Here is a 26,970-nt window from a genome sequence, read left to right as displayed (position 1 = left end):
TTGGTGGAGAACAAATAATGAGTGAAAACGAGATCAAGGGCATTCTGGGCAAGAAGCTCGGCATGACCCAGGTCTTCGACGAGGACAACCGCGTTGTACCGGTTACCGTCGTCGAGGCAGGGCCATGCGTTGTCACCCAGATTCGCACCCCCGAAACCGATGGCTACAGCGCCATCCAGATCGCCTTTGGCGAAATCGACCCACGCAAGGCCAATAAGCCGGTTGGTGGACACTTCAAGAAGGCTGGCGTAACCCCGCGCCGTCACGTTGCGGAAATCCGCATGGACGACACCTCCGCATACGAGGTCGGCCAAGAGGTCAAGGTAGACATCTTCGAGGGCATCTCCTTCGTTGACGTCACCGGCAAGACCAAGGGCCACGGCTACGCCGGCGCCATGAAGCGCCACGGCTTCGCAGGCCAGGGCGCAGCTCACGGTAACCAGGCCGCTCACCGCCGCGTTGGCGGCATCGGCGGCGCTGCTACCCCGGGCCGCGTCTTCAAGGGCAAGCGCATGGCTGGCCGTATGGGCCACGACCGCGTGACCACCCAGAACCTGAAGATTCAGAAAATCGATGCCGAGTCCAACCTGCTGCTCATCAAGGGTGCTATCCCAGGTGCGCGCGGCGGCCTCGTCACCGTTAAGACCGCAGTGAAGGGCGGTGCACACGCATGAGCAACCTCAAGCTAGACGTCCACACTTCCGAGGGTAAGACCAACGGCTCTGTAGACCTGCCAGCTGAAATCTTTGACACCGAGGCATCCATTGCTTTGATGCACCAGGTTGTTAATGCTCAGCTTGCTGCTGCGCGCCAGGGCACCCACGCAACCAAGACCCGCGGCGATGTCCGCGGTGGTGGTCGCAAGCCTTTCCGTCAGAAGGGCACCGGCCGTGCACGCCAGGGCTCCATCCGCGCACCGCACTACACCGGTGGCGGCACCGTCCATGGCCCACAGCCACGCGACTACGCACAGCGCACCCCTAAGAAGATGATCAAGGCTGCTCTCTTCGGTGCACTGTCTGACCGTGCTCGCAACGAGCGCATCCACGTCATCGAAGAGCTCGTCCCGGGCCAGAAGCCGTCCACCAAGTCGGCTAAGGCCTTCCTCGAGTCCCTGACCGAGCGCAAGAACGTGCTCCTGGTCATCGGCCGCGAGGACATCAACGCTCGTCGTAGCGCTAATAACCTGCCAAACGTTCAGATCCTGGACGCTGGCCAGCTCAACACCTACGACGTTCTCTACTCCGATGACGTTGTGTTCTCCGTTGAGGCGCTACACACCTTCATCAACCGCGCAACCGGCGCGGATAAGGAGGAGAACTAATGGCTAAGATTTCTAACCCGCGCGATGTCATCATCGCCCCGGTTGTATCCGAGAAGTCCTACGGTCTGATGGAGCAGAACGTGTACACGTTCTACGTCTCCACGGACTCCAATAAGTCCCAGATTAAAGATGCCGTAGAGCAGATCTTTGACGTAAAGGTCGACTCCGTGAACACCGTAAACCGTGCAGGTAAGCGTAAGCGCACCCGCACCGGTTTCGGCCAGCGTAAGTCCACCAAGCGTGCATATGTGACGCTCCGTGAAGGCAGCGACTCCATCGACGTCTTCGGCGCCGGCGCTTAAGCGCCACCGGAGAGCCGAAAGGAAAAGGAAGAATTATGGCTATTCGCAAGTACAAGCCGACAACTCCGGGTCGCCGCGCATCCTCCGTTTCTGAGTTTGACGAGATCACTCGTTCTACTCCGGAGAAGTCCCTGCTGCGCCCGCTGAGCAAGACTGGTGGCCGTAACAACTACGGTCGCATCACCACCCGCCACATCGGCGGTGGCCACAAGCGCCGTTACCGTCTGATCGACTTCCGTCGTAACGACAAGGACGGCATCCCGGCAAAGGTCGCTCACATCGAGTACGACCCGAACCGCACCGCAAATATCGCACTGCTTCACTACGTTGATGGCGAGAAGCGCTACATCATCGCCCCGAAGGGCCTCAAGCAAGGCACCATCGTCGAGTCCGGTCCGAATGCAGATATCAAGGTTGGCAACAACCTGCCTCTGCGCAACATTCCGACCGGTTCCATCATCCACGCTGTTGAGCTCAAGCCGGGCGCTGGCGCTAAGCTGGCTCGCTCCGCTGGTGCTTCCATCCAGCTGCTGGGTAAGGAAGGCAAGTACGCAGTCCTGCGTATGCCGTCTTCCGAAATCCGCCGTGTGGACATCCGTTGCCGCGCCACCGTTGGTGAGGTTGGCAACGCCGAGCAGATGAATATCCGCTGGGGCAAGGCCGGCCGCATGCGCTGGAAGGGCGTGCGCCCGACCGTCCGCGGTGTCGTTATGAACCCGGTTGACCACCCACACGGTGGTGGTGAGGGTAAGACCTCGGGTGGTCGCCACCCTGTGTCCCCATGGGGTCACAAGGAGGGTCGCACCCGCAACCCGAACCGCTACTCCAACAACATGATCGTGCGCCGTCGTCGCCCGAACAAGAAGCGCTAAGAGGAGGTAAACAATGCCACGCAGCCTTAAGAAGGGCCCGTTCGTCGATGAGCACCTCCTCAACAAGGTGGATGCTCAAAACGATGCAGGCACTAAGCAGGTCATCAAGACCTGGTCTCGCCGTTCGACCATTCTCCCCGATTTCATCGGTCACACCTTCGCCGTCCATGACGGCCGCAAGCACGTGCCGGTTTTCATCGAGGATTCCATGGTCGGCCACAAGCTGGGCGAGTTTGCACCAACCAAGACCTTTAAGGGTCACGTCAAGGATGACAAGAAGGGACGTCGATAAGCGATGAGTGAGACCATCACCTCCGCATCCGCCACGGCCCGCTACGTCCGCGTCACCCCGATGAAGGCACGTCGCGTGCTCGATCTGGTCCGCGGCAAGTCCGTAAGCGAAGCCCTGGCTATCCTGAAGTACGCACCGCAGGGTGCTTCCAAGCCAGTTGCTAAGGTCGTTGCTTCTGCAGCCGCTAACGCTGAGAACAACTTCGGCCTCGACCCACGCACTCTGGTCATCTCCGAGGCTTATGCCAACGAGGGTCCGACCATGCGTCGTTTCCAGCCACGTGCACAGGGTCGTGCATTCATGATTCGTAAGCGCACCAGCCACATCACCGTGGTGGTCGAAAGCCAGCAGGAAGGGGCCAAGTAATGGGCCAGAAGATCCATCCTCACGGCCTACGTTTGGGCATCACTTCCGACTGGAAGACCCACTGGTTCGCCGATAAGGACTACGCGAACTACGTAGCCGAAGACATCAAGATTCGTAACTACCTCAACAAGGGACTCGAGCGCGCCGGCATTGCCGACGTCGTTATCGAGCGCACCCGCGACCGCGTCCGCGTCGACATTCACACCGCTCGCCCAGGCATCGTGATTGGTCGCCGCGGCGCTGAGGCCGACCGCATCCGTCGCGAGCTGGAAAAGCTCACCGGCAAGATGGTTGCCCTCAACATCCTCGAGGTCAAGCAGGTAGACGCAAACGCAACTCTGGTTGCTCACTCCATCGCGGAGCAGCTGGTTAACCGTGTCGCATTCCGTCGTGCAATGCGCAAGGCTATCCAGTCCGCTATGCGTCAGCCACAGGTCAAGGGCATCAAGATTCTGCTGTCCGGCCGCCTGGGCGGTGCAGAAATGTCCCGCGTTGAGCGCTACCACGAGGGTCGCGTTCCGCTGCACACTCTTCGCGCCGAAATCGATTACGGCACCGCAGAGGCCCACACCACCTTCGGCCGCATTGGCATCAAGGTGTGGATCTACAAGGGTGACGTCGTCGGTGGCGTACGCGAGTCCGAACTGAACGCTCCGGCACAGGGCCGTGGCCGTGACCGTAATGGTCGCTCCCGCCGCGGTGGCCAGCGCCGCCAGCGTGCACAGCAGAAGCAGGAGGGCTAATCCATGCTGATTCCTAAGCGTGTTAAGTACCGCCGTCAGCACCGCCCGAGCCGTCGCGGCGTGTCCAAGGGCGGTAACCGCATCAACTTCGGCGATTACGCTATTCAGGCTCTCGAGCCGGCGTACATCACCAACCGTCAGATTGAGGCCGCACGTATTGCCATCAACCGCCACGTCAAGCGTGGTGGCAAGGTGTGGATCAACATCTTCCCGGACCGTCCGTTGACCCAGAAGCCGCTCGGCGTTCGTATGGGTTCCGGTAAGGGTCCGGTTGAGAAGTGGGTGGCTAACGTTAAGCCGGGCCGCGTACTTTTCGAGATGAGCTATCCAAACGATGCCGTTGCAATCGAGGCTCTGCGCCGCGCTGGCCAGAAGCTTCCTTGCAAGGTCCGTATCATCAAGAAGGAGGACCAGTTCTAATGGCAACCGGTACCCCCGCCCACGAGTTCCGTGAGCTCGACAATGCTGAGCTGCAGTCCCGCCTGAAGGATGCGAAGGAAGAGCTGTTCAACCTTCGCTTCCAGAAGGCCACCGGCCAGCTGACCAACAACCGCCGCATCGGCACGGTTAAGCGCGACATTGCCCGCATCTACACCGTTCTGCGCGAGCGCGAGCTGGGCCTGTCCGTTGCTCCGGGAGCTGAGGCTTAATCATGAGTGAGGCTAACGTGACTGATTCTAAGAAGGCACCTACTCCGAAGAAGGAGAAGGTCAAGGGCGCTCCTAAGGTTCGCACCGGCTACGTAGTATCCGACAAGATGAGCAAGACCATCGTTGTCGAGCTGGAGGACCGCAAGCAGCACGCCCTGTACGGCAAGATCATGCGCTCTAACAAGAAGGTTAAGGTGCATGACGAGGAAGAAACCGCAGGCATCGGCGATCTTGTACGTATCGCTGAGACCCGCCCGCTGTCCAAGGACAAGCACTTCCGTCTCGTTGAGATCATCGAGAAGGCTAAGTAAAAACTAGCCAGCGCAGCCCCTGCTCCGAACCCTAGGGTTCGAAGCAGGGGTCGTTCGCCGTTTTAGGGCTTTTCTACGGCCGGGCCTTCCCATAAAACCAGTAGGGAACCCAGGTGACGTTTTTGGTATCCAGGCCCCACTCATACACCGCGAGGCCCCGTACGCTCTTTGCTAGCTCCCCCTCGCCGGAAGCCCACACGTACCCTGGCCTCGGCGCACTGGCGTAGTCCGCTCTCAGAGCGGTAATGATAGCGTCCGTCTCCTGGTGCGGTTGGGTATGAATGATTCGCAGGCTGTGGACGCTCGCCTCCCACCTAGCTGCGAGGCCCGGCTCTACCTCGTCGTCGCTGGTCACCACGGCCATAACGTCGGTGGTGCGAAGCATCGATGGGTTATGGTCTTCTTGGTAGGCCAAGATGTTTCGTAGCGCGGGCAGAGCGGATGCGTCGGCGACTAGAAGTTGTGCCGCCTCGGTTGGTCGCCACAGGTCGTTGCAGGTAAAGAATCCCGCCGTATCACCGGCTTGCGCGCGGCAAACCCACCGCGATCCAGGTCCGGAATCGCCGTGGGTGACCACGTCGACGTCGACTGTGGCCTCCTCTGGGTGGAGCGCGCGGACGGTGTACCAGCGCAGGTTCGGCCGCTTCTCCTTATCAATCGCATTCACCGCTGAGCGGAGGTTTATGCCGTCGACGGGGAAGGGCGTAAATTCCTGTTCAGCCTGAGGCATGACGAGTCCAAAGAATTCATCGGGACCGGTGAGGGTGTACGTCCGGAACGCCTCGGCATAAAACGTGAGACGGTGCAGACGCGGGCGGATCCGTCTGTTAGCGGTCAGGATAACGGGAATGAGTTCGTGTTCAGGCATCGGGGACGATTGTAGACAAGGGGACATGCATCTAATGTATTCGCATTAAGCTAAGGCTTGCCTAATCAACCCTTTCCGTTATAGGGTAAGCAAGATTATTTACTTCCTTTATTGAAAGGGTTAGCCTCATGAAGATTTTCGGCCGTCGTACCTTGGGTGCCGTAGCAATAGTTTCCGCTGGAGCCGTAGCCCTAGGCGGTTGCTCGCGCGGTGAGGGCGATGAAACGGCTCAGGCGACTGAAGCTGCCAGCGAGCAGCGCGTGGCTAGCCTAGGGCTGGGTGACGCCGACACTTTGCTTGCCCTGGGGATTACTCCGGTGACGGTGGCGCCGTGGGGTGCTGAGGGCGATGGCGATCCTTCCGGCGTCGGCCCCTGGGTAAAGACGCTTTTGGGCGATGCAGAGCCTGAGGTAATTTACAATACCGCGACCGGATTTACCGCGGATACCTTTGAGCAGATCACCGCGGCAGACCCCACCCAGATCATTGCGGTGAACCAGGCAGTAGATGCGCGCACGAAGGAGTCTCTGGAAGAGATCGCGCCTGTCACCGTAAAGCCAGATGACTATGAAGACTGGCAGGTGCCCTGGGAAAAGCAAGTGGAGACCATCGCAGATGCGGTGGGCAAGGAAGACGAAGGCGATAAGCTTATCGGTGATACCGAAAAGGCCTTCGAGGAATTCCGCCGCGAGCACACGGAATTGCAGGGCAAGTCTGCGGCCATCGTCATGCCTTATGACGGCAAAATTGGCCTGTACACCGAGGAGGACGGGCGCGGACAGTTCATTGAGGATCTTGGCATGGAAATCCCCGATGCGTTGCAGGGCGATGGTGGCAGCTTCTTCGTCGATATTGCGCCAGAAAACTACACGAAGCTTAACCAGGTTGATTACCTCTTTGTTCTGGACTACAACGGCTCCTCCGGTGCTTTGAAGAAAGACAAGATCTTCCAAGGCCTCGACATTGTCAAGGATAGTCGCGTGCGCTACCTGGATACGGATACCGGCAATGCCATGAGTATGCCGAACCCGGTGACCATCCCCTGGGCAGTAGATAAGTTTGAAGAGAAGCTGTAATTGTTAGCAACCACGAAGGGCGGCGAAATAGTCCAGCCGCTTTCCATAGCAGATAGTTCTAGCACCACCGGCATCGCTACATCGGTAAGGGCGCGGGCACAGGGGCGCAAGATTCTCCTCGTCGCCCTCATCCTCGCCAGCCTGGTATTGGCGGCGGCGTCCTTGGCTCTAGGATCCCGGTCGATTCCGCCCGGGGAGGTTATCGCTGCCCTGCGCGGAGCAGGGGAGCAGGATATCCGCGATATCGTGTGGAACCTGCGCATGCCGCGCACCTTCCTGGCTTATTTCGCTGGCGCGGCCCTTGCTGTGGCCGGGGTACTGGCGCAATCGTGGACCAGAAACCCGCTAGCGGATCCAGGATTTATTGGTGTTACCGCGGGCGCGTCATTCTTCGTCGCCTTAGGCACGGCCATTGGCATTGCTTCCTCTACCGGCATGCGCACCACCCTCGCGCTTGCAGGCGCGGGTATTACTACGCTGCTGGTCTTAGCCGTATCGCGGCGGTTTCAGGATCCCCTGACGCTCATTCTGGTAGGTGCCGGCGTATCCGCCTCCTTGGGATCGGGCGCGATGATCATCGGTCTATATTCCACGGACGTCCTCGATAGCATGCGGCGGTGGACCATCGGCTCGACCTTTGGCCGCGGCCCAGAAGACGTCGCGATCGCAGGCATAGGGCTTGTTATCGGCCTAACGTGTGCGGCGATGGCAGCTAGACCCCTCGACCTTTTGGCCATGGGGGAGGAGTCCTCCCTCGCCTTGGGCGGATCACCCACCACCGCGCGGGTGGGCTCGGCGCTCAGCGTCGTGGTGCTGGCCGGCAGTGCAACGGCAGCAACGGGCCCCATTGCCTTCGTCGGCTTTGCCATTCCCCACATCGTGCGGCGGGTGGTGGGCCCTAGCGTTGCCACCATGCTTTTGCCCTCCGCGTTCTTGGGTGGTTGTGCTGTGCTTGCCGCCGATATCATCGGCCGCCTCATTGTGGGTAACTCGGAGCTGGAGATGTCCATCGTCCTCGCGGTAGTGGGCGCACCTTTCCTCATTTGGGGTGCTCACCGCGGCGTGGGCAGAACGTGGGGGTAAAACGCATGACCACGATCAACACATTTTTAAAAGCGCAGCAACGCCGCCGGCACGCGCGCGTGCTCGCTTCCACGCTGGCATTCATCCTTATCGCATTTATCGCGTACTTAGTATTGCTGGGACAAGGTCCCATGGAACTGAGCCCGCTACAAGTCATCGATGTCCTCACCGGCGGCGGCAGCGAGAGCCACATCAGGGTGGTGTGGGACTTGCGCCTGCCGGTTGCCATCGCCACCATCATCGTGGGCGCCGCCCTCGGCTTGGCCGGTTCTTGGACGCAAACCATGGCGCGCAACCCGCTGGCCTCACCGGATATTTTAGGCGTTACCGGCGGGGCATCGGTGTTGGTGGTTTTGGGCACCGTGCATTCGCGCCCCGGTTTCGCCGAGGGCATCCCGGAGTTTTGGTGGCGGGCATGCTTGGCGATGATCGGCGCCCTCCTCGTTGTCATCCTCCTCGCGGTCCTTGGTGGCATCGGTACGAGCAACCGCATCGTCATCGTCGGTATTGCTTTATCGCTGATGTTCCAGGCCCTCGTGGCATATTTGATGCGCAGCGCCCAGATCCTGCGCGCTGCAGAGGCGCAAACGTGGCTCGCGGGGTCGACTGGATTTGTTCGCATGGAGGTTATCCTTCCACTTCTGGCGGCATTAGCGCCGTTTCTCGCTATAGGAATCTGGTGCGCGAGGGAGTTGCCGCTGCTTTCCCATGATGATTCCTCCGCAACTACCCTGGGCGTGAATATTTCCCGCCAGCGCGCCCTGCTGCTTATTGCGGCAACCGGTATCAGCGCCGTGGTGGTCTCGGTGGTGGGACCCATTGGCTTCATCGCGCTGCTAGCGCCGCACCTGGCGCGGATGGTGGCGCGCACCCCCACGCCATCGCCGCTGGCATCGGCGGCCGCTGGTGCGGCGCTGCTTACCGTGTGCGCTGTCATCGCTGGCGCAATCCCGGTAAATGCGCCGGTAGGGGTGGTTTCCTCTGTTCTCGGCGGCTGCGCCTTGGTGATATTGGTGTGGAATGCGGCCGGGCGCAGCTAAACATTGTGCCCCGGCACAGCGGGGAAACTGACAAGTACAGCGCCGGATGGTGCTACACAGTCATACGTGGATGAAGGAAAAGATATGACGGAAAATCGGCCTAATCGGCCTAATCAGCCCACCAGCCCGAAGTCTCGGTGCAGTGTCCAAGCCACCGGCATTCATGCGGGATATAAGGATGGCGGGGATATTCTTGCCGGCGTCGATCTGCACGCCCGCGCCGGCGAAGTCACCACCCTCATTGGGCCCAATGGCTGCGGTAAGTCCACGCTGCTGAAAACTCTCTCGAAAATCCTGGCCCCACGGCAGGGCAGCGTCATGGTCGGGGGAGCTGACCTACATGCGATGTCCGCGAAGGATGCCGCGCAGCAGGTGGCGCTGCTGCCACAGCACCCCGTGGCCCCCGATGGGCTGCGGGTAGGCGAGCTGGTCGCGCGCGGGCGTCATCCTTATCAAGGGAGGATGCGCGGCCTTTCCGCCACGGACCGAGAAATCATTACGCAGGCCTGCGAGGCTACCGAAATCGTGGACTTCCTCGATCGTGATATCGCTTCGCTATCGGGTGGGCAGCGCCAGCGCGTCTGGCTGGCGTTGGCACTGGCACAAGATACGCCTGTGCTGCTTCTCGACGAACCCACGACCTTCCTCGACCCTGCCCATGCCATGCGCATGCTAGAGCTGGCTCGCGCACAGGCGCAGGCGGGCAAAACAGTAGTTGTAGTCCTGCATGATCTCATGCTGGCGGGCCACTATTCTGATTCCATGGTGGTGATGAAAGCCGGCGAAATCATCGCTCGAGGGGCGCCGAAGCAAGCGCTGTCCCCGAAGGTATTGGCGCAGGCCTATGGCATCGAGGCTGAGGCCTGGGACGATCCGGATAGTGATGCCCCGATCATCGTTCCCCGACGCGTCGTAGCGGCGCATTAGTGGAAACCTGCCAATAGTGGCTGTTTCCCAGACGCTCTATTGGGCCTTTCGCTGTAAATCTAGAAAGGAAATTGCCACTACAAAAAGATTGAGCACGCTTCCCGCGCCGAGTAAAAAGGTGCCAATTCGATAGGAGCCTGTGCCGACGGCCGCCATATTGCCGTAAATATAGACCCAGATGCCCCAGCCGATGATCAGAACCAGGCCGGCCAGACCAGAGAGCAGGCGGAGGCTACGAGGCGAAGTGGGGGCGAAGAATTTATAGGCGGCGTCGACAAGCGTGCAAGCCGCAAGCCCCAGACTCAGCCCGCCGGTCAACCAGACAGGAAGCAGAGCGGAGGTGCCAAAGACTACGGGCAGGATAAACGCGAGAAACGCGAGGATAAAGAGCGCGGAGTGTAGCCACAGGGTGCGCTTGGTGTAGGTCATACTGGAAACTGTACTAAGAATTACCCGGCGTCCGGGTATTTCAATCTTGTTGGGGTCTTCGTCTTCCGTTTACGTGGTTCTTGTTCTTGACGGAACAAAACTGCGCCGGCCGGACCGAAGCCCGACCGGCGCAGCCAGTCTCAATTCAGTTTCCTATTTAGCAGGAAGGCTCTTGCTTAAGCGAAGAACTTGCGGCGTGCGGCGAAAGCGCCAGCGGCAACCATTGCAGCTACAGCCAGAGCAGCCGGCGCCTGTGCAACGGAGTTGGAGCCGGTCTCAGCGGACATACCACGTGCGGAGTCTGTGGACTGGCCAGCAGCTGGTGCAGACGGAGCGGAAGGAGCGTCAGCCTGAGCAGCGTCGCCCTCGGCGAGCTGACCGCCTTGGGCGATAACTTCGTCCTTGTTAGCGTTCAGCAGCTGCTCGGAAGCAGCCTTCTCCTCAGCGGTTGGCTGCTGGTTCTTGCGTGCCTCGTCCTTGACGTAGGTCTTGCCGTCCTGGGACAGGTACCAGGTGATGCCACCGATGATCAGGGCGGCTGGCAGTGCCAACCAAGCCAGCTTCTTCTTGTCAAACTCAGGCTTTGCATCCTCAGAAGGGAATGCCTCAGCGTAAGCATTGCGCATCTCGTCGGTGATCTCTTCATTCACCAGAGCCGGATCGTTGACGTAAACGTTTGGATCCTTCAGGCTCTGGTACCACTCGTTGCCCTCTGCGTCCTTCTTCGTAGCTGGAGCAGGGATATCGACGGTGTCTTGCTGCTCCTCCACGAACTTTTCGGCCTGCTCTGGGGTCAAGCGAACAGGATTGCCTGCGACGGGCTTGGACAGCCAAGAACCGTCTTCCTGCTTGAAGTGCTCGACACCATCGACGGTAATCGGATCAGCAGCAACATCGTGGCGTTCAACGTCACTGGTGCCCTCTTCAGCTGGGGTGCCTTCGGTGTCGGTCTCTTCATCCGCGGACGGGGTAGGCATCTCGGTCAGAGGCTTGTCTTCTACTGGGGCCGGAACTTGGGCCTGAGCAACAGCTGCGCCACCAAAGGCGAGTGCGCCGGTCAGTGCAGCAGCGGTCAGGGTCTGTGGCAAACGCTTCATGTGTTTCTCCTTAGGGAAATATGGGAAAGCGCAAAGAAATGTCTTTCGCGACGCAAATAACAGTGGTCACATAATTCGCAGTTGTCACACGGAAATCAGAAGTTAACTGCAATTCTCACGCGTTACAGCTGTGAAAATCTGATTATTAGAATGGCCGTGCGACAGGCTTTGCACTGAGGGGTGCTAAAGTGTGGTTCATATGTGCAGATTGTGGCGATGATTTTGGAGCCTATGCGTGTCGTATTGTTCGAAATAAGAGGCCGAGGGCTAGGTGGGTGTACTGACGGAAATATATGTGGAGGTAGGGGGGGCGTCGGTAATCACTAAGCGGCGTTTTGGTATGGGCGCTGGCGTGTGGTTGAATGTATAGGTTGCAAAAGCTGGTCGGCCCGTAGCGGTGCGTTTCCGAACCGTCGGTCCGAGACCCTTCGGCATAGTCCGTTGTCAAAGCTTGAGCATCGCAAGTTTGTAGACCGCGTGCGGCAAGGACGGAAATCTTACCGCACATCAATCCAGGTCAGGAGACCCATAGTGATTCAGCAAGAATCGCGTCTGCGCGTCGCCGACAACTCTGGTGCACGTGAATTGCTGTGCATCCGCGTTCTCGGCGGCTCTGTCCGACGCTCCGCTGGCATCGGCGACGTTATCGTCGCGACTGTCAAGGACGCTGTCCCAGGTGGCAACGTCAAGGAAGGCGACATTGTAAAGGCAGTTATCGTCCGCGCGAAGAAGGAAACCCGTCGTCCAGACGGCTCCTACATCCGCTTTGACGAGAACGCTGCAGTTGTTCTCAAGGGCGATAGCGAGCCCCGTGGTACCCGTATCTTCGGACCGGTTGCTCGCGAACTTCGTGACAAGCGTTTCATGAAGATCGTTTCTCTCGCACCGGAGGTGATCTAGTCTTATGAAGATCCATAAGGGAGATATGGTGATCGTCATTTCGGGCCCAGACAAGGGCGCGAAGGGCAAGGTCATCGAGGCATACCCAAAGCGTGAAAAGGTCCTCGTTGAGGGCGTTAACCGCATCAAGAAGCACGTCGCTAACTCCGCTACCGAGCGTGGCGCCGAGTCCGGCGGAATCGTTACCCAGGAAGCTCCGATCCACGTGTCCAACGTTGCGATCGTTGACTCCGAAGGCAACCCGACCCGCGTGGGCTACCGTTTCGACGAGAACGGCAAGAAGGTCCGTATCGCGCGTAGCAACGGGAAGGACATCTAAAAATGAGCGAGAACTACACCCCGCGTCTGAAGACTCGCTACCGCGAGGAAATCCGTAAGACCCTGAATGACGAGTTCAACTACGACAACGTCATGCAGATCCCTGGTGTTACCAAGGTTGTTGTCAACATGGGTGTTGGCGAAGCTGCACGTGACTCCAAGGTCATCAACGGCGCACTCGAGGACCTGACCGCTATTACCGGTCAGAAGCCGCAGCTGCGTCGCGCTAAGAAGTCCATCGCGAACTTCAAGCTTCGTGAGGGCATGCCCATCGGCGCCCGCGTTACCCTGCGCGGCGACCGCATGTGGGAGTTCCTGGACCGCCTGCTGACCATCGCGCTGCCACGTATTCGTGACTTCCGCGGTCTGTCTGATCAGCAGTTCGACGGCCACGGCAATTATACCTTCGGCCTGTCCGAGCAGTCCATGTTCTACGAGATCGACATCGACAAGATCGATCGCCCTCGTGGTATGGACATCACCGTCGTTACCACCGCTACTAACGACGACGAGGGCCGCAAGCTCCTGCGCGAGCTCGGCTTCCCGTTCAAGTAAATAGAGCGCTAAGAAATCCCAACTCCCCGGAAGGGGCGTTGGGATTTTCTAGTTTTACCGGGTGGGGCGGAATCTAGTGGTCGAAAGCGCTGGCTTCTGCATGTGCGGCTTAGGCGCTGTCGGCCTCGGTGCGCGTAGCGCCCTCGTAGTGCCAGCCGACGACCGTGTTGCGGGCCGCCGCCTCCAAAGGGTTGGCAGGTTGGATACAACCGATGGTGAGTAGGCGGCCAGGCATGGGTGCCTCGCCCCAGATAGAGGCGTCGTCAGACAGCCCCTGTTTATCTGGGTCGTGTAAGTCGGTAGCGGTATAGACGAGCCAGTTCTGGCCGGAGTTTTGCCTGCGGACGTAGAGCTTGTTGCCTAAGCGCACCTTGTGCTCGTTCGCGGAGCCATCGTAGAGATTATTAAACACGGCCGGCACCCCCGCCCCAGTATGCCCGGCGATGACGACGATGTCTTGGGCTGTAGTGCCCGGCAGTGAATAAGGGCGGTCTTCGGCAGTATAGGTGCAGGCCTTATTCATGGAGTCCGGATTGATGGCACCGTTTACTACGCGGCAGGAGCCGTCTTGAAAATCTGCATGAACCTCAATGGCCGGGATGAAGAGCTCGACTGCGGGGGAAGGGTCAATAGCAGGGGCCTCTTCCGCGGTGACCTCATTGGTTTCCAAGCCTTCTGGGGGATTGACCACACGATTAATCGTGCAGGCGAGTAACACTGTGGCGACGATGCCGACGACGACCCGAAGGATGCCAGAGGATCGCCACGCCTTTGTGATTCGTTCCTATAGCGTGGGTTTGCACCGGTTCCGGGGAGGTGCGGTGTCCTCAAGGCAGTGTGGGGAACGTTGGCGCTGCTGTCAGCGAGTGCGCGTTTCGGTCTGGCGCCATTGGCGATCACCATTTGTGTGGTCGGATCGCGATGGAACGCTCCGGCGCCCACTAGTAGGAAGCCGATTCGGTTCCCTCCGCGGCCGGTAGTGGGAATCCATGCGACCTCCGAAGAGAAAATACGGGTAATAGGAAAGTTCTAGCTTACAACGCAGTGTTATGCATACCCGGAATTGACGCGGAATCAGGTGGTCAGGATAAGATTAGAAGGATTTAATACTCTTTGATTAATGAGGTAGAAATGTCTCTCAATGATGCCGCCAAGGCGGCGGCCGTCAAGAAGGTCACCTTATTAGATGAATCCTTCGCTCGCTTTGCAGTTCGCGCTACCTTGGCGGGTGTGTACCTGTGTATCGGTACTGCTTTTGCCGGTGTGGTAGGCCAGGCCGTCAACGGCGTTGCGCAGGGAATGGGCTCCGTGGCTTTTGCCCTATTTTTCGGCGTGGGCCTGTTCGCCATTCTGCTCTTGGGCGCCGATCTGGCTACCGGCAACATGATGTACATGGTCTATGCCGCCAGCAATAAGCACGTGGCGTGGGGCAAGGCCTTTTACTTGTTGCTTATTACCACCATTTTCAATCTGGTGGGAGCGATCATTTTTGCCGCCATTATGGCGATGTCCGCCAAATTTGCTGACTTGGATCCTTCGCACCTTCTGGTGACGGTTTCTGAAGGCAAGCTCACCAAGTCCCCGCAAGGCATGCTGGTAGAGGCCATTGCCGCCAACTTTGTGGTCAACATGGGCATCGTCGGTGCCATCTTCGCCAAGGACGCAGCGTCGAAGTTCTTTGTCATCATCCCGATCATTGGCGCTTTCGTGGCGTTAGGCCTAGAGCACGTTATCGCGAACTTCTGCCTGTTTAGCATCACGCTATTCGCCTCTGACCCGGTGCCGGCAACACTGACCGCCGGCAACGTAGCCCTCAATTGGATCCTAGTGTGGATCGGCAACTTTATTGGCGGCGGCCTTTTGGTTGGCGGCGTCTACGCGTGGCTCAATCGCGGCCCGGAGGCCTACCGCGACTAAGCGAGCTTTCCGGAATAAAGGTTAAAGCGGTCACCGCGGGCAAACCCCACGAGCGCCATGCCGGTTTCGCGGGCCGTTTCCACCGCTAGGGAGGAAGCCGCGCTTACGGCAACCAGCATTCCGAAGCCGGCCATCGCGGCCTTTTGGACGAGCTCAAAGCTGGCGCGCGAGCTCATCGCCAAAATGAGATCGTCTGCAGGCAGTCGATCTTCCAGCAGAAGGTGACCGATGACCTTATCGGCGGCATTGTGTCGGCCGATATCTTCGCGGATTACCACCGGCTCACCGTCCAGGGTGAAGGCACCGGCAGCGTGAATGCCGCCGGTCTTTTTAAATTGTTTCTGTTCGGCGCGAAGTGCCTCGGGCAGCTGGGCTATGACATAGGGATCTACCGGCACTTGGGGAATCGGGTAGCGTGTCTGCTTGGTCAATGCCTCGATAGAGGAGGTACCGCACACGCCGCAGGCGGAGGTTGTGGTGGTTAACCGCAAATCGCTTAGGTCAATCACGTTCCTTTTTCTCAGCTCGACGTCGAGCAAATTGTAGGTATTCATGCCATCGACGGTGGCACCGGCGCAGTAGCGGGCCTCCGCGACGTCGCCAAGCGAGGCAATATGGCCCTCCGAATGCAAGAAACCGTGCGCGAGCTCCACGTCATGTCCAGGAGTACGCATAGTGGTGGTGATAGTCTGCCCGCCCACGCGGATTTCTAGTGGTTCCTCGCCGGCGACGGTATCTGCGCGGGTATCGACCTGCAGGCCATCTCCCAAACGGACCTTGGTGACAGCGAAGGTGGAATTCTTGCGGCCGGCCATTACTGCAGCACCTGCTTTAGGGCGTCAATATTGTTGCGGGCTTCATCCACGTCGCTGGAGGCAAGGCCGACGAGGAAGGCGGTAAGCGGTGCGGCCGGGCGAGAGCGATTATGCGCTACGTCCTTGGTTAAATCCAGAATTTCGCGGGTGAGGGTGGTCGCCTCCCCGGGATCGAGGCCGAGGTGTCGGGCGGCTTCTTCCAGCCACTCGTGCGCGGATTGGATGGGGTCCTCGTGCATCTCGCTCATGACCAACTCCTTATATATGTTCGTGCAGGTCCCGACTTTAATGAAGGCACGGGACCATTTGGAAAACCGCAGGTAATGGCGTAGCATAGTACCTCGTGCTTGCGCCGAGGCATTGGCGTGCCTAAGTCACTGTGAATTTTGGCGCGCTGAGCTGCAGAAAGCGCCGAGCCGATGCAAGAACTGAACATCAACTTTGTTGTAGGCCCCTCGCCGTAGATAGCGGACCGTTGTCTGAATCAAAGGGTGGCGAGCGCCTTACGGTATTGACCGTAGGGAGCGTGAGTAGCCCGAAATCACACGGAGAACGCTTTGGTGAGCACGGGAACCGCAACGAGAAAGGTACACGGTCACTCATATGACTATGACTGATCCTATTGCCGACATGCTGTCGCGCGTGCGCAACGCAAGTAATGCGCACCATGACACCGTGTCGATGCCTACCTCCAAGCTGAAGGCAAACATTGCTGACATTTTGAAGCAGGAAGGCTACATCGCTGACTACACCGTCGAGGGCCACACCCTGTCCCTCGAGCTGAAGTACAACAACCGCGAGCGCTCCCTGTCTGGCCTGCGTCGCGTGTCTAAGCCGGGTCTACGCGTGTACGCAAAGTCCACCGAACTGCCACAGGTCTTGGGCGGCCTGGGCGTGGCTATCATTTCCACGTCCCACGGCGTGCTGACTGACCGTCAGGCTGAGGAGAAGGGCGTAGGCGGAGAAGTTCTCGCCTACGTCTGGTAAAGGGAGGTTTGACACATGTCTCGAGTCGGTCTAGCACCAATCGCCGTACCGAACGGCGTCGAAATCAAGATCAACGGCCAAGACGTTGAGGTTAAGGGTCCTAAGGGCACCCAGAGCGTTAACGTTCCAGAGCCTATCGCCATCAACCTGGAAGACGGCGTACTGTCCGTTTCCCGCCCTGATGACCACCGCAAGCACCGTGCACTGCACGGTCTGTCCCGCTCCCTGCTGAACAACGCCGTTGTTGGCGTGACCGAGGGCTACACCATCAAGATGGAAATCTTCGGTGTCGGCTACCGTGTTCAGCAGAAGGGTAAGGACCTGGAATTCAGCCTGGGCTACTCCCACCCGATCCTCATCGAGGCTCCGGAGGGAATTACCTTCGCAGTGGACGGCGCAACCAAGCTGTCCATTACCGGTATTGACAAGCAACTAGTCGGACAGATCGCCGCTAATATCCGTCGTCTGCGTAAGGACGATCCTTACAAGGGCAAGGGTATTCGCTACGAAGGCGAGCAGATCCGTCGCAAGGTCGGAAAGACGGGTAAGTAAGCAATGGCAAACACTGAAAACACCAAGCGCACTCCAGTCGGCAAGGACATCTCCTCCCGTCGTCGCGAAGCACGCGCACGCCGTCACTTCCGTATCCGTAAGACCCTGCGTGGCACCCCTGAGGCACCGCGTCTGGTTCTTCACCGCTCCTCCCGTCACATGCACGTCCAGGTCATCGACGACCTGGCAGGCCACACCCTGGTCTCCGCATCCTCCATGGAGGCGGACGTTCGTGCACTCGAGGGCGATAAGAAGGCCAAGGCCGCCAAGGTAGGCGAGCTGGTTGCCGAGCGCGCTAAGGCCGCTGGCATCGAGCACGTCGTATTTGACCGCGCAGGCTACAAGTACCACGGCCGCGTCGCTGCGCTGGCTGACGCCGCACGTGAAGGTGGTCTGAAGTTCTAATGATCATCGTCAACGGAAACATCAACGGAAGGAACGCCTAATGTCGGACCGTGAACAGCGTGACGGCGGACGCTCCGCCGAGAACAACAAGAACAACCGCGGTGGCAACGGCCGCCGCAACGATCGTCGTAACCATCAGGACAACGAGCGCGATAAGTACATCGAGCGCGTTGTGACCATCAACCGCGTCTCCAAGACCGTTAAGGGTGGCCGCAACATGTCCTTCACCGCCCTCGTCGTCGTTGGTGACGGCCAGGGTCAGGTTGGCGTTGGTTATGGCAAGGCCAAGGAAGTCCCAGCCGCAATCCAGAAGGGCGCTGAAGAGGCTCGCAAGAACTTCTTCCGCGTTCCGATGATTGCTGGCACCATCACCCACCCGGTTGAGGGTCGCGACGCAGCTGGCATCGTTATGATGAAGCCTGCCGCACCTGGTACCGGTGTTATCGCTGGTGGTGCTGCTCGTCCAGTGCTCGAATGCGCTGGCGTGCAGGACATTCTGTCGAAGTCTCTGGGCTCCGACAATGCACTCAACGTCGTCCGCGCTACCGTGGACGGCCTCAAGCAGCTGGTCCGCCCTGAAGAGGTTGCCGCACGTCGTGGCAAGTCCATCGAAGAGGTCACCCCGGCCCGTATGCTGCGCAAGCGCGCAGGTCAGGAGGCATAAGCAATGGCTCTGAAGATTACACAGGTAAAGGGCCTGGTGGGCACCAACCCGAACCACCGCAAGAACATTGAGGCTCTCGGCCTCAAGCGCATCGGTCAGTCCGTAGTAAAGCAGGACACCCCGATCATTCGCGGTATGGTTCACAAGGTTCGCCACCTGGTCACCGTCGAAGAAGTGGCAGGGGAGTAAACCATGGCTGATATCATCAAGCTGCACGACCTGCGCCCAACCGCAGGAGCAAATAAGCCTAAGACCCGCGTTGGCCGCGGTGAGGCATCCAAGGGTAAGACCGCTGGTCGCGGTACCAAGGGCACCGGTGCTCGTAAGCAGGTTTCCGCTGCTTTCGAGGGTGGCCAGATGCCGATCCACATGCGTCTGCCTAAGTTGAAGGGCTTCAAGAACCCGAACCACGTTGAGTACCAGGTAGTCAACGTTGCTGACCTGGCCGAGAAGTTCGCAGATGGCGGCGACATTACCGTTGCTGACATCGCAGCTGCTGGCCTGGTCCGCGCTAATAAGCCGGTCAAGGTTCTGGGCAACGGCGACATCAACGTTAAGTTGAACGTCACCGCTGATAAGTTCTCCAAGTCTGCTGTAGAGAAGATCGAAGCTGCTGGCGGATCCGCCAACACCAAGTAATCTCTTTCAAGTAGATTTTCGTCCCCCTCTCCGCACCAGCGGAGCAGGGGGATGATTTCGTTTGGTAAGCGCCCTGGTGCCGGTATAGAGCGCAGTACCTTGGTTATGGACACAATTGGTGCTGGAAATAGCTGACAGGAAACCTTTATTAATAAATAAGGTTGCCGGTATGGCGATATATATTCATGAGTGTTAAAGTCAATCTTAGTTGAAAATCATCTACCGTTAAGGAGACTCTTATGTCGTCTATTTCTTCGCTGCTCGCAACCGCAGTCGCTGCCATCATGCCATTTGCCGGCTCTACCGGCCCAGTCGACGCCCAGGAACAGCTCTCCCAGCCGGATCCTGCTGAGACCACTCAGACCGCGCCTGCCGAAGTTGGCGAGCAGAACGCTCAGGACCAGCAGCCCGGCGCTCACGCTGAGAAGGGCCGTATCACCGGTGACAAGGAAGACGTCATCAACGGTGACGCAGAGGGTACCGAAGAGGTCGATCCAGGGTTCAACGGTGGCAACCTGCAGAGCGGTAAGCTGGCCGTGCAGCGTGAGCTGGCCCTAGCTACCCAGGAGGCCGGCCACGAGTTCATGAACATCGAGTTTAAGGATGACCACTCTGCTCACCTGACCTTCCCGGAGACCTATAACCCGGAGAAGGATGAGGCAGCTGTGCAGCGCGTCATGGACGCCCTGAAGATCAACGGCTACGACAACATCACCGCGGCCTACTAAAGCGCGAGTGTCCCAAGACTTCGGGACGAAAAAAGAGGGTGGAACGCTCGGGGAGGGCGTTCCACCCTTTATGCTTTTCCAACCAGGGTAGGCGCGGGGGAGGGAAGGCCTAGGCCTCGTCTACGGTTTTTTCGTACAGGCCAGGGAAGCGGTCATCCGGATCGGTAACCGCTTTGATGGTGGCGGGAAGGTTGCCACCGTAGAGTTCTTCGAATTTTTCCCGGGAATAGAAGGCTTCGGAGTAGAGGGACTTGTGTCCGCCAAGCTCGTTGACCTTGGATTCAATGACGCGGTTGAAAGCGCCATTATTCGGGGCGGAAGGGTCGACGTGGTCGCCTTCTACGCCGGACCAAAAGCCAACATTGACCCAGGTCTGCCCGGGGCGAAGCGGGTAGAGCGGCCAGGGGTCCCTCGAGTTAGAGGCGAGGTCGCCGGTGCCTACTAGCTCTTCCACGCCATCGCGAAGTCGGATTGGACAGAGCCACACCGGCTGGATATCGGAAGCATTAAAGAACCAATGGAGGAATTCCGGCAGGTTTTCTGGAGTGACCTCGATATCTTGGACCACGCGTTCAGCACGTGGCTTGCCGTGGGGCTTTTTGATGAAGTTATATTCCAGCTCGTATTTGCGGTCGAGCCGGACCAATTTCCAATAAAAAGAACTGCGGCGCAATTCGCGCGGCCACACCTTGCGCACCTTCGGGTTCTGCGCGCCAAAGGCGCGCGAGCACCAGAACCAGTCGGTATCCCAGCGCCAGATATAGTCGCGGATGGTCAGGCGGTCGCGCCGGATGTCAGAGGCGTGCTGGAGGCTGCGGTAGTAAATCTTGTCCCGCGTGTAATCGGAGGTTGGGCCCTCCTCGTCGGTAAAGCGGGCGAAGACGAGGTAGGCCTCGTCCTCGGAGAAGACCACGCCGTCGAGGCCATGGACGGGCTCGCCGCGGTGCGTGTGGGAAGAGGCGACGTCGGCAAGCACGCGGCTCGCCTCCTCCACGGTGTGGAAACGCTCCTCGCGCAATTCCACATAGGCGGGCACGGGCTCTAACTCGATCTTCAGGCGCACCGCATAGCCCAGCGAGCCATAGGAGTTGGGAAAGAGGCGGAAGAGATCTACATTTTCTTCGCGGGAGCAGGTGAGAATCTCGCCGGTTCCGGTTAGCACATCCATCTCCAGCAGGGACTCGTGTGGCAGCCCATTGCGGAAGCTGGTGGATTCCACGCCCATGCCAGTAACAGCGCCGCCTAAGGTGATGGTTTTTAGCTGCGGCACGACGAAGGGCATAAGGCCATGCGGCAAGGTGGCATCGACAAGATCCTCATAGGTGCACATACCCTGCACATCGGCCGTGCGAGCTACTGGGTCAACCTCGATGACGCCGCCCAGGCCAGAGACATCTAGGCCCTCCTGCTCTTCGCTGCGGCCCCGGAACAGGTTGGAGGTCTTCTTAGCTAGGCGCACGCGCTTTCCGGCCGGGACAGCACGGAAACTCGTCAGCAGCTTGTCGACGCCCTCTTGGTGCGCCGTCCATCCCACCGGCTCAATGGGCATGGCATCCACCGGTCGCGGTTGGGCAGCGGCGAGGCGTTCGCGCAGATTATCAATGAGAGTCATGGCACCCCTCCTTAAAAACGGCTATCTTCCCACCAGCGGCGCTCAGGCACACCGGCGCGGGAGCCGGCCTCGCCCAGCTTGACGCCGAGGAAGTGATACAGGTTGATGATATTGCGCTCAAATCCCCACTCGGAACCGGCCATATAAATGCCGTAGAGGCGCGCGGTGGGCAGGCCCACGGTTGCGCAGGCCTCGTCCCAATTTTCCTTCAAGTTCTCGCACCAATCATGCAGGGTGCGCATGTAATCAAACCGGAGGGACTCGGTGTGGATGACTTCGAAGCCATTGTCTTGCATCGCCTTGGTGACATTGCCGGAGCCGGTGAGCTCACCGTCTGGGAAGATATAGCGGTCAATGAAACCGCCCTTAGGCGTCTTGTGATTATCCGGGTAGGTGATGTTGTGGTTGAGCATCAGGCCGCCCACCTTCAACTTGCCGTGCAGGAACTTGAAGAAGTCGTTGTAATTCTTCACACCGATGTGCTCGATGATGCCGATGGCGGAGATAGCATCAAAACCCTCTTCGGTGATGTCGCGGTAATCCATGAATCGGACCTCCGCTAGGTCTTGAAGGCCTTCCTCTTCTATCTTGCGCTGGCCCCACTCGGCCTGTTCCTTGGAAAGAGTGACGCCGATGGATTTCACGCCGCGGCGCGCCGCATAACGGACCATGCCGCCCCAGCCGCAGCCGACGTCCAAGTGGCGGTCGCCCTCCTGGAGGCGCAGCTTGTCAAAGATGAGGCGGTACTTATTCTCCTGCGCTTCCTCCAAAGTGGCGTCTGGGGAGGGGTAGTAAGCGCAGGTATAGGTCATCGAATCGCCCAAGAAGAGCTCGTAGAAGTCATTGCCCACATCGTAGTGGTCAGAAATGACATCCGCGTCGCGCTGCTTGGAGTGTTTGGATAGACCATCGTGCAGCTTGCGGCGCAGCCAAGAGGCGCGCTCCACCTCTGGAACGGGCTGGATCTGGAACGCACCCATGGATGCGAGGGAGCGCACTACGCGAGCCAGCGTCTTGGCATCCGGCTTGTGGAATTTGTCGTACATGGCATGCAGGGCGTCGAAAATGCCATAGGGGTGAGCCGGATGATCGCCATGTACCGTGATGCCGTCGGTGACATAAGCGCGAGCAAAACCCACATCACCGGGGTGGGTGGCAATAAAAGACAGGCCCTCAAGGCTATTGATAGTCACCTTGTACTGGGCATCCTCCGGCCCGGTAGCGGACCCGTCGAAGGCTTCCCAGCGGAAGGGGTTGGGGCTAGGGACAAATACGTCGATGATCTCAGCAACGGTCATCGGCGTGAATATCTTGTTCATAAGTACTTCTTTCGAAACATTTGGTTCACACCAATAACGGCCTCGTAGGGCAGGGGCCTGTGAGGTCGGAGATTTCAGTGGACTTGCGCGCACGCAATACTCCTTATGGTAAACCCCGAAGACACAACGCGCGAAAGAACAAGCAATCATAGTCACACTATTGGGTCTCGATGTGGCTATGCCGGGCAAGGCTGGTAGGGTAATGGGGTCATAAGTGTTCAACCGTCCCTGAAGGAAACCTAAATTTCCCCTAAGCTTTCCGGCTCGGGGGGTGCGGTTTCCTTGGGGTAGATGAGTATCCACCTCCGTGTAAGCACGCGAAGTCCTCCCTAGATTTCGTGTTCGGCAGCGGTAGGCCAGGAGGATTTTGTAGTGTCCGCCATTGTCCAGGCTTTCAAGGATGCCGACCTACGTAAAAAGATCATCTTCACCATCGTGATGATCATCGCGTATCGCGTCGGCGCACAGATTCCGTCCCCGGGAGTTGATTATGCGTCCATTGCAGGACGCTTGCGCCAGCTGACCGAGCAGTCCGGAGACCTTTACTCTGTCATCAACCTCTTCTCGGGCGGCGCATTGTTGCAGCTGTCGATCTTCGCCATCGGCATCATGCCGTACATTACGGCCTCGATTATCGTGCAGCTGCTGACCGTGGTCATTCCCCGCTTCGAGGAATTGAAGAAGGAAGGCCAGTCCGGTCAGGCCAAAATGACCCAGTACACCCGCTACCTGACCTTGGCGTTGGCGTTGCTGCAATCCTCCGGCATCGTCGCGCTGGCAGACCGCGAGCAGCTGCTGGGCCAAGGCGTGCCGGTGCTGGCAGAAGACCGTAACTTCTTCACCCTCATTGTCCTGGTAATCACCATGACGTCGGGCGCTGTGCTGGTGATGTGGATGGGCGAGCTTATTACTGAAAAGGGCATTGGCAACGGCATGTCCCTACTCATCTTTGCCGGTATCGCCACCCGTCTGCCTACCGATGGCGTGAGCATTTTGCAGAATAACGGCGGCCTCGTCTTTGCCATGGTCGTTGCTGGCTTGGTTGTCCTAGTCGTGGGCATCACTTTTATCGAGCAAGGCCAGCGCCGCATCCCGGTCCAGTACGCCAAGCGTATGGTCGGTCGCCGCCAGTACGGTGGTTCCTCTACCTACCTGCCGCTGAAGGTTAACCAGGCCGGCGTTATCCCGGTCATCTTTGCCTCCTCCCTTATCTACATGCCGGTTCTCATTACCCAAATTGTGAACTCTGGCTCCCCCGGCACCCCTGATAACTGGTGGCAACGCAACGTCATCGCGCACCTGCAGGCACCTTCCTCCTGGCAGTACATTGTGCTCTACTTCGTCCTGACCATCTTCTTCGCTTACTTCTATGTCTCGGTCCAGTACGATCCGGCGGAGCAGGCGGATAATATGAAGAAGTACGGCGGCTTCATCCCGGGTATCCGCCCGGGCCGCCCGACCGCGGAGTACCTTGGTTATGTGATGAACCGTCTGTTGTGCGTAGGCGCCCTGTATCTGGCAGTTATCGCCATATTGCCGAATATCCTCTTGGACCTCGGCGTGGGCCGCGCTTCTGCCAGCGGTACGTCCGCCTTTGGCGGTACGGCCATCCTGATTATGGTCTCTGTCGCTTTGACTACGGTCAAGCAGATCGAGTCCCAGCTACTGCAATCCAACTACGAAGGACTACTTAAGTAATGCGTCTTGTACTTCTAGGACCTCCCGGTGCCGGCAAGGGCACCCAGGCAGCTATCCTCAGCGAGAAGCTGAACGTTCCGCACATCTCCACCGGCGACCTCTTCCGCGCCAACATTGGCGAGGGTACCCCGTTGGGTGTAGAGGCAAAGTCTTATATCGATGCAGGCAAGCTGGTACCTACCGACGTCACCGCTCGTATGGTCGAGGATCGCCTCAACCAGGACGATGCTAAGAATGGCTTCCTGCTGGACGGCTTCCCTCGTACTACCGAGCAGGCAGACATCCTGGGAGAGCTGCTGTCCAAGAAGGGCGAAAAGCTCGACGGAGTTCTCAACTTCGAGGTATCTGAGGACGTAGTTGTCGAGCGCATGATGGCCCGCGGCCGTGCCGACGATAACGAGGAGACCATCCGTACCCGCCTCGGTGTGTACCGTGAGGAAACCTTCCCGCTAATCGAGCACTATGGCGATGCCATTATCCCCATCAAGGCCGAAGGCACTGTTGAGGAAATCAACGCCCGTGCGATGGAAGCACTGGGTAAGTAAGCATGGCTTTTCGACGCCGCACTAAGCGCATCCCCGCCCGTACCCCGGGTGAGCTAGACGCCATGCAGGCCGCCGGCGAGATCGTCGGCAAGGCACTGCAGGAAGTCCGCGCTGCTGCGGCGTCTGGCGTATCCACTCTTGAACTAGATGCAGTGGCAGAGCAGACCATTCGCGATGCCGGAGCATATCCCACGTTCAAGGGCTACGAGGGCTTCCCCGGCTCCATTTGTGCTTCTGTTAATGATGTCATCGTCCACGGAATCCCAGACCAAGAAACCGTCCTCGCCGAAGGTGACCTGGTTTCGATTGATTGTGGTGCCACGCTCGACGGCTGGGTCGGCGATAGCGCTTGGTCCTTCGCTGTGGGGGAGCTTGATGCAGATGTTGACGCCTTAAATAGGGCCACCGAGTGGGTCCTTATGGAAGGCATGCAGGCTATGGTTCCGGGCAACATGCTTACCGACGTCTCCCACGCCCTTGAACAAGCCACTCGCCGGGCCGAGGAAAAGTTCGGCGTAGACCTGTTTATCGTGGACGGTTACGGAGGGCACGGCATTGGTCGCACAATGCATGAGGATCCCTACCTAGCCAACGAAGGCCGGCCGGGTCGGGGCCCGCTGATCCAAGAAGGTTCCGTACTGGCCATTGAACCCATGCTAACTTTGGGCACAGAGGATTCTGCCGTCTTGGAGGATGATTGGACGGTCGTAACCCTCGATGGTTCCTTTGCCGCTCACTGGGAGCATACGGTGGCCGCGACCGCCGATGGTCCCCGTATTCTCACCCGTCGCTACTGACATATATTCCCCAATATTGCCTGTTGTACTAGGCAGATACCCCCCGAAAGGTTATACTCACAGCTATGTCTAAATTTAGCTTCCGCAAGTTCCGTGCCACGGTCGCAGCGCCCGCAGTCGCTAGCGTGATGGCCTTGAGTGCCACCGTTGCGGCTCCTGCCGCTACTGCCCAGGAGGTTCCTAACCTGGATCAGCTCCGCTCCAAGGCAAACTCTGACCTCGCACAGCTCTCTTCTCAGTCCGGCCTAGATAGGCTCACCGCTGATGCAAAGGCACAGCTGGATAATTTCTACGGCCAAACCCGCGAGCAGGCGTGGAACACCCGCAACCAGATTTTGGACCAGGCGGAGAAGTTCTCTCCTGAGCTGGCTCCTAGCGTTCAGACTGCGGTGGATGGCGCCGTTGAATTCCTCTTCCCGGGTCTGATTGCTCAGAAGAATGAGGAAGCACGCAAGGCCCGCGAGGCGGCTGCCCGCGCTAATGCCGAGCGCGTTGCCGCTGAGAAGGCTCGCTCCGAGGCTGCCGCACGTAAGGCGGAAGCGCAGCGCCGCGCCAACGAGTTTGACCGTGGTCCGTGCCCTGCGGACGCCAAGGTTTGTGTTGACTTGAACGGTCGCCGCACCTGGCTGCAGGACGGTGGCAAGGTCTCCTATGTCTCCCCGGCAATGTCGGCTGGCATGCAAGGTCAGGAAACCCCACGCGGCACCTTCCACGTCACCCGCAAGGTAGAGCACGAAATCTCCCGCGAGTTCAATAACGCGCCGATGCCGTACTCCATCTACTTCACCAATAACGGTCACGCTTTCCACTTGGATGACCCGGCCGTTGACTCCAATGGTTGCGTACACCTGCCGCCGGACGCTGCAAAGCGTTACTGGGATAATGTGCAGGTCGGCGATAAAGTATTCATTTACTAAAGTCTCCCGCCACTGCGCTAATTGATTCCCCCGCGTTGGTTCTCCGTGAAGGAGGGCCGGTGTGGGGGATTTCTTCTCTCTGGCGGTCTTAAAATGCTGACTGTGGGCACAAGGCTAGGGGAGAGGGAACCGCATAACTCGACGTCGAAAAGCGCACTGGTTTGGAAAACGTGTCGCTGCAGCGTATGCTGTTAAGTCGGTGTATTACGCCAGTGAGGCTGG

General features: G+C 58.8%; 37 protein-coding genes. 29 read left to right on the top strand and 8 right to left on the bottom strand.

All coding sequences use genetic code 11. From position 1 onward, the window contains the following. Positions 1–17 precede the first annotated feature (17 nt). The 10 genes from rplC to rpsQ are packed head-to-tail and all read left to right on the top strand — an operon-like array spanning position 18 to position 4,860. Positions 18–674, top strand: a complete 657-nt coding sequence (gene rplC, locus L8V22_RS03195; protein ID WP_238800390.1) for a 50S ribosomal protein L3 — start codon at positions 18–20, stop codon at positions 672–674. Then, entirely contained in the window at positions 671–1,324 is a 654-nt protein-coding gene (gene rplD, locus L8V22_RS03190; RefSeq protein WP_005322847.1) for a 50S ribosomal protein L4, read from the top strand. The genes rplC and rplD overlap by 4 nt, the downstream gene beginning before the upstream one ends. Continuing rightward, complete coding sequence (rplW, locus tag L8V22_RS03185; RefSeq protein WP_238800388.1) at positions 1,324–1,626, top strand: 50S ribosomal protein L23; 303 nt, start codon at positions 1,324–1,326, stop codon at positions 1,624–1,626. Before rplD ends, rplW begins: the two co-directional genes overlap by 1 nt. Positions 1,627–1,661: 35 nt before the next feature. Further along, positions 1,662–2,498 carry a 50S ribosomal protein L2 gene (rplB, locus tag L8V22_RS03180; RefSeq protein ID WP_204610252.1) on the top strand — a complete coding sequence of 279 codons (837 nt, stop codon included), beginning with the start codon at positions 1,662–1,664 and terminating at the stop codon, positions 2,496–2,498. Between the two features lie 13 nt (positions 2,499–2,511). Then, entirely contained in the window at positions 2,512–2,790 is a 279-nt protein-coding gene (rpsS, locus tag L8V22_RS03175; protein WP_005276936.1) for a 30S ribosomal protein S19, read from the top strand. Between the two features lie 3 nt (positions 2,791–2,793). Further along, positions 2,794–3,156, top strand: coding sequence for a 50S ribosomal protein L22 (gene rplV / locus L8V22_RS03170; RefSeq protein WP_005276938.1), 363 nt, complete (start codon positions 2,794–2,796; stop codon positions 3,154–3,156). Beyond that, complete coding sequence (gene rpsC, locus L8V22_RS03165) at positions 3,156–3,899, top strand: 30S ribosomal protein S3 (protein WP_023027807.1); 744 nt, start codon at positions 3,156–3,158, stop codon at positions 3,897–3,899. The genes rplV and rpsC overlap by 1 nt, the downstream gene beginning before the upstream one ends. Before the next feature lie 3 nt (positions 3,900–3,902). Next, entirely contained in the window at positions 3,903–4,319 is a 417-nt protein-coding gene (rplP, locus tag L8V22_RS03160) for a 50S ribosomal protein L16 (RefSeq protein ID WP_238800386.1), read from the top strand. Beyond that, complete coding sequence (gene rpmC, locus L8V22_RS03155; protein WP_005322842.1) at positions 4,319–4,549, top strand: 50S ribosomal protein L29; 231 nt, start codon at positions 4,319–4,321, stop codon at positions 4,547–4,549. The genes rplP and rpmC overlap by 1 nt, the downstream gene beginning before the upstream one ends. A 2-nt stretch (positions 4,550–4,551) precedes the next feature. Next, a complete protein-coding gene (gene rpsQ, locus L8V22_RS03150) occupies positions 4,552–4,860 on the top strand; it encodes a 30S ribosomal protein S17 (RefSeq protein ID WP_123563197.1) in 309 nt (102 codons plus the stop codon). A gap of 73 nt (positions 4,861–4,933) precedes the next feature. Here rpsQ and L8V22_RS03145 read toward each other — a convergent pair whose 3' ends face one another. Continuing rightward, positions 4,934–5,728 carry a siderophore-interacting protein gene (locus L8V22_RS03145; protein ID WP_238800380.1) on the bottom strand — a complete coding sequence of 265 codons (795 nt, stop codon included), beginning with the start codon at positions 5,726–5,728 and terminating at the stop codon, positions 4,934–4,936. A 128-nt stretch (positions 5,729–5,856) separates the two neighbouring features. Between L8V22_RS03145 and L8V22_RS03140 the strand changes: the two genes are divergently transcribed. From L8V22_RS03140 to L8V22_RS03125, 4 genes are all read left to right on the top strand, one after another. Continuing rightward, on the top strand, positions 5,857–6,804 hold the full coding sequence (locus L8V22_RS03140) for an ABC transporter substrate-binding protein (RefSeq protein ID WP_238800378.1): 948 nt from the start codon (positions 5,857–5,859) through the stop codon (positions 6,802–6,804). Further along, positions 6,805–7,887 (top strand): FecCD family ABC transporter permease, encoded by a 1,083-nt coding sequence (locus L8V22_RS03135; protein WP_238800375.1) that lies wholly within the window; start codon positions 6,805–6,807, stop codon positions 7,885–7,887. A gap of 5 nt (positions 7,888–7,892) precedes the next feature. Then, positions 7,893–8,927, top strand: coding sequence for a FecCD family ABC transporter permease (locus L8V22_RS03130; protein ID WP_238800373.1), 1,035 nt, complete (start codon positions 7,893–7,895; stop codon positions 8,925–8,927). Positions 8,928–9,011: 84 nt separating this feature from the next. Further along, positions 9,012–9,854, top strand: a complete 843-nt coding sequence (locus L8V22_RS03125) for an ABC transporter ATP-binding protein (RefSeq protein WP_238800744.1) — start codon at positions 9,012–9,014, stop codon at positions 9,852–9,854. 36 nt (positions 9,855–9,890) lie between these two features. Here L8V22_RS03125 and L8V22_RS03120 read toward each other — a convergent pair whose 3' ends face one another. Together L8V22_RS03120 and L8V22_RS03115 are read right to left on the bottom strand one after the other, a co-directional pair. Continuing rightward, the gene (locus L8V22_RS03120; RefSeq protein WP_238800359.1) at positions 9,891–10,283 is read right to left on the bottom strand and encodes a multidrug transporter; all 393 of its coding nucleotides are present in this window, start codon (positions 10,281–10,283) and stop codon (positions 9,891–9,893) included. 176 nt (positions 10,284–10,459) lie between these two features. Further along, positions 10,460–11,380 (bottom strand): hypothetical protein, encoded by a 921-nt coding sequence (locus L8V22_RS03115; RefSeq protein ID WP_238800357.1) that lies wholly within the window; start codon positions 11,378–11,380, stop codon positions 10,460–10,462. Between the two features lie 531 nt (positions 11,381–11,911). On the opposite strand from L8V22_RS03115, the gene rplN reads away from it, so the two are divergent. Genes rplN through rplE form a run of 3 tightly spaced genes read left to right on the top strand, consistent with a single transcriptional unit; the run spans position 11,912 to position 13,153 of the window. Beyond that, positions 11,912–12,280, top strand: a complete 369-nt coding sequence (gene rplN / locus L8V22_RS03110) for a 50S ribosomal protein L14 (RefSeq protein ID WP_049378875.1) — start codon at positions 11,912–11,914, stop codon at positions 12,278–12,280. Positions 12,281–12,284: 4 nt separating this feature from the next. Next, positions 12,285–12,599, top strand: a complete 315-nt coding sequence (rplX, locus tag L8V22_RS03105) for a 50S ribosomal protein L24 (RefSeq protein ID WP_005276967.1) — start codon at positions 12,285–12,287, stop codon at positions 12,597–12,599. A gap of 2 nt (positions 12,600–12,601) precedes the next feature. Continuing rightward, entirely contained in the window at positions 12,602–13,153 is a 552-nt protein-coding gene (rplE, locus tag L8V22_RS03100; RefSeq protein ID WP_049358620.1) for a 50S ribosomal protein L5, read from the top strand. A 109-nt stretch (positions 13,154–13,262) separates the two neighbouring features. On the opposite strand, the gene L8V22_RS03095 is transcribed toward rplE, so the two are convergent. Continuing rightward, positions 13,263–13,844: a sortase family protein gene (locus tag L8V22_RS03095; protein WP_238800355.1), complete on the bottom strand. Its 582-nt coding sequence runs from the start codon at positions 13,842–13,844 to the stop codon at positions 13,263–13,265. Between the two features lie 440 nt (positions 13,845–14,284). On the opposite strand from L8V22_RS03095, the gene L8V22_RS03090 reads away from it, so the two are divergent. Continuing rightward, complete coding sequence (locus L8V22_RS03090; RefSeq protein WP_238800353.1) at positions 14,285–15,070, top strand: formate/nitrite transporter family protein; 786 nt, start codon at positions 14,285–14,287, stop codon at positions 15,068–15,070. Here L8V22_RS03090 and fdhD read toward each other — a convergent pair. Next, the gene (gene fdhD / locus L8V22_RS03085; protein WP_238800351.1) at positions 15,067–15,885 is read right to left on the bottom strand and encodes a formate dehydrogenase accessory sulfurtransferase FdhD; all 819 of its coding nucleotides are present in this window, start codon (positions 15,883–15,885) and stop codon (positions 15,067–15,069) included. The two genes, L8V22_RS03090 and fdhD, sit on opposite strands and share 4 nt — an antisense overlap. Further along, positions 15,885–16,133, bottom strand: a complete 249-nt coding sequence (locus L8V22_RS03080; protein ID WP_238800349.1) for a DUF6457 domain-containing protein — start codon at positions 16,131–16,133, stop codon at positions 15,885–15,887. Before L8V22_RS03080 ends, fdhD begins: the two co-directional genes overlap by 1 nt. 355 nt (positions 16,134–16,488) lie before the next feature. Between L8V22_RS03080 and rpsH the strand changes: the two genes are divergently transcribed. From rpsH to L8V22_RS03045, 7 genes are all read left to right on the top strand, one after another. Further along, positions 16,489–16,872, top strand: coding sequence for a 30S ribosomal protein S8 (gene rpsH, locus L8V22_RS03075; protein WP_005322799.1), 384 nt, complete (start codon positions 16,489–16,491; stop codon positions 16,870–16,872). A 15-nt stretch (positions 16,873–16,887) separates the two neighbouring features. Continuing rightward, entirely contained in the window at positions 16,888–17,424 is a 537-nt protein-coding gene (rplF, locus tag L8V22_RS03070) for a 50S ribosomal protein L6 (RefSeq protein WP_005322792.1), read from the top strand. Positions 17,425–17,427: 3 nt separating this feature from the next. Then, the gene (gene rplR, locus L8V22_RS03065) at positions 17,428–17,829 is read left to right on the top strand and encodes a 50S ribosomal protein L18 (RefSeq protein ID WP_005322788.1); all 402 of its coding nucleotides are present in this window, start codon (positions 17,428–17,430) and stop codon (positions 17,827–17,829) included. A 40-nt stretch (positions 17,830–17,869) separates the two neighbouring features. Beyond that, complete coding sequence (gene rpsE, locus L8V22_RS03060; protein WP_023020586.1) at positions 17,870–18,493, top strand: 30S ribosomal protein S5; 624 nt, start codon at positions 17,870–17,872, stop codon at positions 18,491–18,493. A 3-nt stretch (positions 18,494–18,496) separates the two neighbouring features. Then, complete coding sequence (gene rpmD / locus L8V22_RS03055) at positions 18,497–18,682, top strand: 50S ribosomal protein L30 (protein WP_238800347.1); 186 nt, start codon at positions 18,497–18,499, stop codon at positions 18,680–18,682. Positions 18,683–18,685: 3 nt separating this feature from the next. Beyond that, the gene (rplO, locus tag L8V22_RS03050; protein WP_005322777.1) at positions 18,686–19,132 is read left to right on the top strand and encodes a 50S ribosomal protein L15; all 447 of its coding nucleotides are present in this window, start codon (positions 18,686–18,688) and stop codon (positions 19,130–19,132) included. Between the two features lie 239 nt (positions 19,133–19,371). Continuing rightward, entirely contained in the window at positions 19,372–19,860 is a 489-nt protein-coding gene (locus tag L8V22_RS03045) for a hypothetical protein (protein WP_238800344.1), read from the top strand. A 109-nt stretch (positions 19,861–19,969) separates the two neighbouring features. Here the strand turns inward: L8V22_RS03045 and L8V22_RS03040 are convergent, their stop codons facing one another. Together L8V22_RS03040 and L8V22_RS03035 are read right to left on the bottom strand one after the other, a co-directional pair. Then, entirely contained in the window at positions 19,970–21,472 is a 1,503-nt protein-coding gene (locus L8V22_RS03040) for an FAD-binding oxidoreductase (protein WP_238800342.1), read from the bottom strand. Positions 21,473–21,483: 11 nt separating this feature from the next. Then, a complete protein-coding gene (locus L8V22_RS03035) occupies positions 21,484–22,791 on the bottom strand; it encodes a class I SAM-dependent methyltransferase (RefSeq protein WP_238800337.1) in 1,308 nt (435 codons plus the stop codon). A 372-nt stretch (positions 22,792–23,163) separates the two neighbouring features. Between L8V22_RS03035 and secY the strand changes: the two genes are divergently transcribed. The 4 genes from secY (at position 23,164) to L8V22_RS03015 (ending at position 26,748) form a co-directional block, all read left to right on the top strand. Beyond that, entirely contained in the window at positions 23,164–24,489 is a 1,326-nt protein-coding gene (gene secY / locus L8V22_RS03030; RefSeq protein WP_238800335.1) for a preprotein translocase subunit SecY, read from the top strand. After that, positions 24,489–25,034, top strand: a complete 546-nt coding sequence (locus tag L8V22_RS03025; protein ID WP_238800333.1) for an adenylate kinase — start codon at positions 24,489–24,491, stop codon at positions 25,032–25,034. Before secY ends, L8V22_RS03025 begins: the two co-directional genes overlap by 1 nt. Before the next feature lie 2 nt (positions 25,035–25,036). Next, positions 25,037–25,831, top strand: coding sequence for a type I methionyl aminopeptidase (map, locus tag L8V22_RS03020; protein WP_238800331.1), 795 nt, complete (start codon positions 25,037–25,039; stop codon positions 25,829–25,831). Positions 25,832–25,896: 65 nt separating this feature from the next. Next, complete coding sequence (locus L8V22_RS03015; protein WP_238800316.1) at positions 25,897–26,748, top strand: L,D-transpeptidase; 852 nt, start codon at positions 25,897–25,899, stop codon at positions 26,746–26,748. The last annotated feature ends 222 nt before the right edge of the window (positions 26,749–26,970 follow it).

The sequence above is a fragment of the Corynebacterium yonathiae genome (assembly GCF_027570195.1).
Taxonomy (GTDB): domain Bacteria; phylum Actinomycetota; class Actinomycetes; order Mycobacteriales; family Mycobacteriaceae; genus Corynebacterium; species Corynebacterium yonathiae.
The sequence above is the reverse complement of the archived record's forward strand: the minus strand, read 5'-3'. Positions and strand labels throughout refer to the sequence as shown.